The 7315-nt window shown below is 65.3% G+C and carries 6 protein-coding genes and 1 pseudogene; 4 read left to right on the forward strand and 3 right to left on the reverse strand.

The genetic code is table 11. The annotated features are described in order from the left end of the window. Positions 1-4: 4 nt before the first annotated feature. Positions 5-868, reverse strand: coding sequence for an alpha/beta fold hydrolase (locus FMQ63_RS32160; RefSeq protein WP_011555359.1), 864 nt, complete (start codon positions 866-868; stop codon positions 5-7). A gap of 300 nt (positions 869-1168) precedes the next feature. On the opposite strand from FMQ63_RS32160, the gene FMQ63_RS37645 reads away from it, so the two are divergent. Both FMQ63_RS37645 and FMQ63_RS32165 read left to right on the forward strand, forming a co-directional pair. After that, on the forward strand, positions 1169-1345 hold the full coding sequence (locus tag FMQ63_RS37645; RefSeq protein WP_011555357.1) for a hypothetical protein: 177 nt from the start codon (positions 1169-1171) through the stop codon (positions 1343-1345). Positions 1346-2127: 782 nt separating this feature from the next. Next, positions 2128-3153 (forward strand): serine protease, encoded by a 1026-nt coding sequence (locus tag FMQ63_RS32165; protein WP_011555356.1) that lies wholly within the window; start codon positions 2128-2130, stop codon positions 3151-3153. 189 nt (positions 3154-3342) lie between these two features. On the opposite strand, the pseudogene FMQ63_RS38795 reads toward FMQ63_RS32165, so the two are convergent. Further along, positions 3343-3498: pseudogene (locus tag FMQ63_RS38795) on the reverse strand (alpha/beta hydrolase); the annotation flags it as partial. A gap of 320 nt (positions 3499-3818) precedes the next feature. Further along, positions 3819-5114, reverse strand: a complete 1296-nt coding sequence (locus tag FMQ63_RS32175) for a M57 family metalloprotease (protein ID WP_225909431.1) — start codon at positions 5112-5114, stop codon at positions 3819-3821. 25 nt (positions 5115-5139) lie between these two features. On the opposite strand from FMQ63_RS32175, the gene FMQ63_RS32180 reads away from it, so the two are divergent. After that, positions 5140-5517 (forward strand): hypothetical protein, encoded by a 378-nt coding sequence (locus FMQ63_RS32180; RefSeq protein WP_141276859.1) that lies wholly within the window; start codon positions 5140-5142, stop codon positions 5515-5517. A 120-nt stretch (positions 5518-5637) separates the two neighbouring features. Then, on the forward strand, positions 5638-6843 hold the full coding sequence (locus tag FMQ63_RS32185) for a hypothetical protein (RefSeq protein WP_020477804.1): 1206 nt from the start codon (positions 5638-5640) through the stop codon (positions 6841-6843). The last annotated feature ends 472 nt before the right edge of the window (positions 6844-7315 follow it).

Below are 7315 nucleotides of genomic sequence, written 5' to 3' on the forward strand. Positions count from 1 at the left end.
TGGGTCAGCGAGGCGCCATTGTCTCGATGTGGCCCAGCAGCGCCTTCGCGAGCGAGGGCACGACGGCGCGCGGGACCGAGTGCCCCATGCCGTCGATGGTCACCAGGGTGGAGCGCGGCAGCGTCCGAGCGAGGAAGCGCGCGTTGGACTCGGGGTTGGTCGGGTCCTCCGGCGTGGCGATGACGAGCGTGGGGATGGTGACGTGGGCCAGTTCGGCTCCGCGTGCGAGGCCGGAGGGGTCGGCTCGCGCGTGGGCGGTGGAGGTGTCGTGTCGGCCGGCGTGGCCGATGATGCGCCGCTCCAGGGCGCGGAACTCCTCGGCGTCGAAGGGGAGCACCGCGCCGTGGAGCCTTCGCCAGTTCTCGACCCGCCACTCGATCTGGGCCTCGCGCTCCCGGGGTTCGAACATGTGGCGCCAGAACTCGAACAGGCCGGGGTCGATGGGGACGCGTGCTGTCATTCCGTCGAGGGCGGGCGCCCCGTCGAGGGCGGGCGCTCCGATGACGGTCGCGCTGAGCAGCCGCTCGGGGTGGGCGACCAGGAGCCACTGCACCAGGACGCCTCCGAGTGACAGGCCCACGACGTGTGCGCGCTGGACCCCGAGCGCATCGAGGATGGCGAGTGCGTCCTCGGCCATCCGGGTCGCGGAGTAGGGGACGGTATCGAACGCCCATGTGGACGCGCCGGTGTCCCGGTGGTCATAGCGGATGACGCGGTGGCGTCGTGCCAGGGCCTCCACGAGCTCGTCGGGCCAGACGAGTCCCGAGACGGTGGAGCCCATGATGAGCAGGATGGCGGGAGCATCCTCGGGCCCATGTGACTCGACCCAGAGAGAGACTCCCTCGGCGACCTCGACGAAGCGTTCCATGGAGGGAGCTTTGCAGGTGCGAGTGACGAGGGTGTGCCTTTTTCCGCGTCGCGCGGGCCTCGGGAGCAGCCGCGCCTCACGGTCTGCTCGCGAGGCGCGGTGCCCAAGCACATGTTCCTCCTGGTGCCTGGGTGCTCGTGAGGCTGGAGCTGGTGGAGTCGCTGTGCTCGAAGGTCGGCACGCACTCGGCCATCGTGCGCGCGAAGACCAGCGGCTTCTTCGAGCTGATGCTGACGCAGCCGGTGCGCCGCGCGCAGTGGTTCTGGGGCCTGCTGCTCGCCCGGGTGGCCGCGCTCATCGGTGCTGCTCGAGCCCGAGCCGGGGCTCGCCGCGGTGGGGCCCGTGGGCTTCTGGCTGGCCAACTCCCTGGGACCCACCCTGGCGCTGGTCATCGCCGTGGGGTGGCCCGCGCTGCTGGGCGTACTCACCACCAGGCGCGCAGCACGTAACCTCGCGAAGGCGGACCTCGTCGGCTGAATCCCCTCTCCCTCTGGGAGAGGGGGCGGGTGAGGGAAGCGGGCCGAAGCCGTGTCCATCTGAATGGACTCGCGTGGCGCATCCACGAGGCCGCGGACGGTCGAAGAACAGCGCGCCGAGGTTCGAGCCATTCAGTCACTCCAGCAGGGCTTCCGCGACCATCCACTTGGTGAGAGCGCTGCACCGGAGAAGCCCGAAGTTCCTGGCCGGTGAGTCGGGGGCTCAGGCAACTGAGTTGCGCTGCTCGGGCGCTGAGCCGTTTTCCGCCTCCGTGCTGCGTTGCCCCATCGGAAGCAGGACAGCGCAGGGCTCGGCGAGAGGCCCCGTCCGCTGCCGTGTTCGCCTGCGTGAGGTGTGGAGGCAGGCTCAAGGGGCTTGGCGTACGTGAAGGGGCCCCTGGGTGCGGGTAATTCAGGAGCACCTGGGCTTGCCCACGGGATGTGCGAGGTGTTGGCCCCGGCACGAGGGCCACCCCAGGCCGCGAGGACTCTCTCACGCTTCAACTGGTCCGAAAATTGGGGGAGACAGATGCTTGTAGTTGGCGGGTCTTTTCACTGTCGACCGGCCCTCGGTGGGGCTCTGGACAACCCAGGACAGTACGTCGCGGAAGTCAACGTTCGCGACGCCGCCCGCAACCTTGACGGGTTGCTCTTGCTGACCTGCTGGCTCTTCGGCCCGCGCAGCACGACGAATGGACGGCTGACGCGTCATCCCGTCTCTGCGAGAGCTCGCTGACGTGTCAACGGCGCGCCGTGAGTCGAATGCGCTCGGGATTCCTTTAGTTGAGGCTTGGCATGTGGCTTGCTGTTGGCATGTGTCGTCTGAGCAAGGAGGGCGCATTGCGCTTCGTGAGTGGAGTGATTGTCGCGGTCAGCCTGTTGGGATGTGGTGGTCCGGAGCTGGAGAGGCAGGACGTCGAAGCGACGGGCCGCATGGACCAGGCGATTGTGGGAGGGGTCGAGGCACGTCCTGGGAGTCATCCGTGGATTGTCAGCCTGCAGCAATACAACAATCACTTCTGCGGTGGTTCTCTCATCAGGGTTGGCAACAAGGAGGAGAGCGATATCGTGGTCACGGCTGCCCATTGCGTCTACGACGGAACATCCGGATTGACTGTCGTCGCTGGGGCTCATGATTTCAATCGCCCGTCGTCCTCGCAGCAGGTTGTCGCCGCGAGAAAGACTGTCTACCATCCAGCGTACAACCCGGATACGACGGCGAACGATGTCGCGGTTGTCGTGCTCGACAAGCCCATCAAGTTCACCTCCACGGTACAGCCTGTGTGTCTCCCGGGGGATTCGTTCTCGGTGAGCGGTACTTCGTGCGGCAAGAGCAGTGTTGTCATGCGTCCCAACCTGGTCGCGCAGTCCCCGTTGGCTGAAACGTCGCTCAACCCTGTGGGGCTCTCGTCGGTGGGTGCGGATGTCCCGGATGGCACGATGATGGTGACCGCAGGATGGGGTCATACCAGGGAGGGGGGATACGATACATCCTCCATCTTGATGCAGGTGTGGGTTCCCACCGTGAACTCTGAGACCCTGAAGACTGCGTACAAGAAAGCAGGCATCACCATCGATCCCTACGTGATGCTCGGGGCTGGGTACATGTCAGGGGGGAAGGATAGCTGCCAGGGGGACAGCGGAGGGCCGTTGGTCGCTCTGGCCGGTGGCGGATACGTGCTCTACGGAATCACGAGCTTCGGCGTGGGCTGTGCGAGGCCGGGCTTGCCTGGTGTCTATGCCCGGGTCTCTGAGTTCCGTTCTTGGATCAATACGCAGGTCATCATCAACAGCCGCTCGCGGTACTGATGATGCGCTGTGGTTGGGCGGTTTCAGGGGGAGACTTGTGTCCCGCGACCGCTCCCATTGTCGGGGGGCGGCGCTCGGCGGGACGTGGGCCTCCACCCAGGCCACGATGTCTCCAATGACCTTCTCCGCGTCGGGTTCGTGCGCGAGATCGTGGCGCTGGCCCTCGTAGATGATGAGGCGCTTGTCGGCGATCGTGGACTGCGCCAGCAGGGCGCGGCTGCCTTCGATGGAGGTGATGACGTCCTCGCCCCCGTGCACCACCAGCAGGGGGAGTCTCAGGTCCTGGAGCCTCCCCTCGAGCGCTTCGATGGCGGCGATGAGCGCCTTGGCGGAGCGCGCGGGCAGCTCTCGTGGGTGATGAGCGGATCCGCGAGGAACCGCTCCTTCTCCGGGCCGTCGTGCAGGAACATCTGGCTGTCCAGGTCCTGCGCGGGCAGCCCGGGGAGAATCGTGCCGACGATCTTCGCGAGTCGCGTGTCGAAGCCGGCCCCCCCAGGCGGTAGCGCGGTAGCGCGGTGGCCGCGCCGCTCAGGAGGGGCTGCGCGGCCTGTCCATCGGACGGGAGCATCACTCGGGCGGTGACACACCTGAGGCGCGAGGAAGGCCGGAGCGCCCTCCCCGCTCCACCGGGGGGCCATGGACCTCGGCCCCGCCGTTCATTCAGCTCACGGAGGGCCCAGGCGCCCCATCCGGACCCGCCCATCCCAAGGAGACAGGCTGCGCCCGCCGCCAAATGAGTCCCACATGTTTCCACTGGTGTATGGATTTCCAATGTTGATGGCCATGCGGAGCGTCTGCGTGCCATTGCCGAAGACCACCGTGAACACGCTATTCGCGAACATCGCTACGCCCGGGAAGTTGGCGCGGTGCCAGGTGTACGAGGCGTTGACGCCACACTGAACCCCCGTGTCGACGACGCTCGTCGCGGACGCGAGCACAGCGCCTGCCATGCCATCACTGTAGCGGATGTGAGCGGCGGTCGGGCCGTTGCCCACCAGGAAGCACCCCTCCGCGAAGTTCGTGGTCACCGCGAAGGGAATGAGGAACGACTGTCCCATCTGAAGCGCCGCAGTATAGTCATTGGTGTGCGCCGCCGGGTAGCGGCGGTCCCCATTGTTTGCATTGGTATGCCAGCCATAAAGGGCGGCGGCCCCCGCGGCATCCAGGTACGTGAGGTTGAGCGTGGACGTCGAAACGCCGTTGCACCAGGGATAGTGCATCGTCGAAGCGACGTCGTAGGTGGTGAGCTCCCTCCAGTTCGAGTCTTCATAACAGGGGTTCAGCGACGAAGCCGAGTGCTCGTGGCGGAAGCCCAGCACGTGCCCCAGTTCGTGGATGAGCACGGTTCCCGTCGTGACATTCGGCGAGGTGGGGGGCGCCGGGTCCAGGCTGGGAATGTCGATGACCACCGTGCGCGGGATACAGCCACCTCCCGAGGGAAAGAAGGCACACGCACCACCGGCCGTCCACGGCTGCACCGCGAACGTCACCGCGGGGTTCGCATTGGTGCAGCTCGCGTCCTGGGTGCTGTCATAGATGAAGTCGACGTCCGCGACGTACTCCCAGCTCGCCGCCGCGTTCGCCATCTCATTCACGATTCGCGTCTTGTTCGTACCGAAGGCATTACTGACGCAGTAGCGCAGGTTGTACCGGTTCGCCCAAGTCCAGATGTCGTCCGAGCTCCCGACGCGGTTGACGCGAAGGGGAGACTCCGTGCGGCCAAGCGACTCCGAGCCGTCCTGCCCGGTGGATGCGGCGGCCACATAGCGGTCGTACCTGTCACGGAGTTCGTCGCGCGTCAGCGCCAGGTCCCACTCGACGATGTACAGCTCCTTTCCATCCACCACACGCGCCGCGTTCCGCTGATACTCCTCCCAGCTCACCACGTCCCGCGGCACATCCTGTTGCGACACCTCCTGCGCCGCGGGTGCCTGTGCCTCGGGCCCGCATGCCCACATCATCGGGGCAGCCAAGACAACCCATCCCATGCGTGGCAGGGAAACGCCTCTGCTTCGCTTCATTACCTTCTCCTCGTTTGACAGTTCTGCAATGAAGACAGGGGATGGACGTCGCACCAGGGACACGCTGTTCGTCAATGGTGGTTCCTACGTAGATGTAATTGCTCTCAGAGTCGCCATTCCGTCGCCGCTGTCTTTTATTGAGATGGCTGTATTTGATGATTCGTGGCGACATGGGCGAGCCATGGATCGCGGCTGGCCATGCGGCGTGAGTCCCTTTCATTCGTTCAAGATGCAACGCAAGAACGTTGACGTCTTTCGCAGATGTCCACTCGCGTTCGTCGTGGTCCACATGGTGTTGCCCTTCAATCCCGAGCCACGGAACCTGTCGCTGTATTGCGATTGAAGGGAACGAAGCATGCAAGGGCAGACAATGAGCCTACGGACTTGGCGAGGAGCACTGCTCGGAGCGTTCCTGGCCATCTCGTGTGGCGGTGAACCGGAAGCCGCCTTTGAAGACCCGAGCTTGCAGGGGGACCTCGAGCTCGGGCTTCACGGCAATGGGGGGCAAGGGCCTCTCCCGAACTGGTCGACACCCACCTTCGCGAACAACGCTCAGGTGGCCGAGGACGGGAATCAGTTCTTCGTCGCCTGGTCGGACTGGAGTCGTGCAGGCAAGCTCGTTGCCGCGCGCGTGTCCGTGAACGGCCGGTTGCTGGATCCCGACGCCATCGAACTCAATCCCAACCTCCGCCCGGACGCCTACTATCACGCCACCGCATTCGATGGACGGCAGTTCCTGGTCATCTGGACCGGGGAGAGAGCCGTCTTCCTTACCCGAGTCAACCGGGATGGCACGCTCGACGGAGATCCTATCACCCTCTTCACACCCACGGACCACAATGCCGTGGGCTCCCCCGGCATTGCCTGCCACAAACGCAAGTGCCTGGTGGCTTGGATTGCTTCTGGACACACGGTGTCCCGTGAGGTTCGCGGAGTCACCCTCGACATGGGCAAACGAGGCTTGGATGTCCAGGAAGTGGTCATCTCCCGCTCCCAGAGCACTGAGTTCTCCTCTGGCATCTCCGTGGCATGGTCAGAGGATCAGTACCTGGTCGCATGGACGGATACGCGATACGGCAGCCATGACATTTTCGCCGCCAGGGTCCGCGCCAATGGTTCGGTGCTCGACCCAAATGGCTTCATCATCTCCGCCGCGCCGGGCAACCAGAACTACCAGTCCGTGACAGCGACGAAGTATGGCTTCTTCGTTGCGTGGAGCGACTCACGCTCAGGCTCGGCAGACATCTACGGCACCCGCTTGAAGCGCGGGTCTGCGAACGTCCTGGACCCCTTGGGCATCCGCATCTCCACCGCGAGCACGACGGAGTTATCGCCCAGGGTTGCCTCCGAGGGTGACGAGGTGCTCGTCTCCTGGAGCGCCCTGACGGCGGACACCGCCCGTGTTCGCGCTGCACGGGTGAAGCGTAATGGGGACGTCCGTGACCGCAACGGCTTCGCCATCTCCAAGGGCCCTGCGAACCGGCAACTCCTCTTCGGGAACGTCGCGTATGCGAGCGGACGCTACTTCATCGTCTACGGCCGCGCTCCCGTCATGGACGAACCGCCGTATCAGGTCATGGTGGGCACCCGCGTGAAGAACGACGATGTCGTGGACAACCCCGCCATCCGCATCTCGCACGCGCCCTCCGTCGAGCAGCTCGCGCCTTGACGGAGCCTCCGCGACGCGAATCGCCAGCGGGCTTCTCGCTGGTCCGGACCGGCGTGTGGCTCAGACGCGGTAGGAGCGAACCACCTCGGCCACGCGCTCGGAGAGCATCTTCAGCGACATGGCGGCGTCGCTGTGGTGGAGATGCGCTCCCTCAAGCAGGAGCGCAGGAGGCGAGCGCGGGGCTTGAGGCAGCGGCCAGGAAGGAGCGGCTGAAGGAGAGGATACCGCGAGTGGACTTTCGCAGAGTCGCTCAGGAGGAAGTTCGACTTCGACGTGTACGCCTGGGTGATGAGTGGAGGCTGGCTCAAGGGACTTGGCGTACGTGAAGGGAGCCCTCGGAGTGCGGGCAATTCAGGAGCACCTGGGCATGCCCACGGGATGTGCGAGGTGGGCCCCGTCAGCGGCCTTCCTCGGCCCCTCTGCACCCTCCCTCCCCCTCAACAGGGCCCCCATCCCTCTTATGCGTTCTACT

The organism is Myxococcus sp. CA005 (assembly GCF_006518205.1).
In the GTDB taxonomy this organism is placed as follows: domain Bacteria; phylum Myxococcota; class Myxococcia; order Myxococcales; family Myxococcaceae; genus Myxococcus; species Myxococcus xanthus.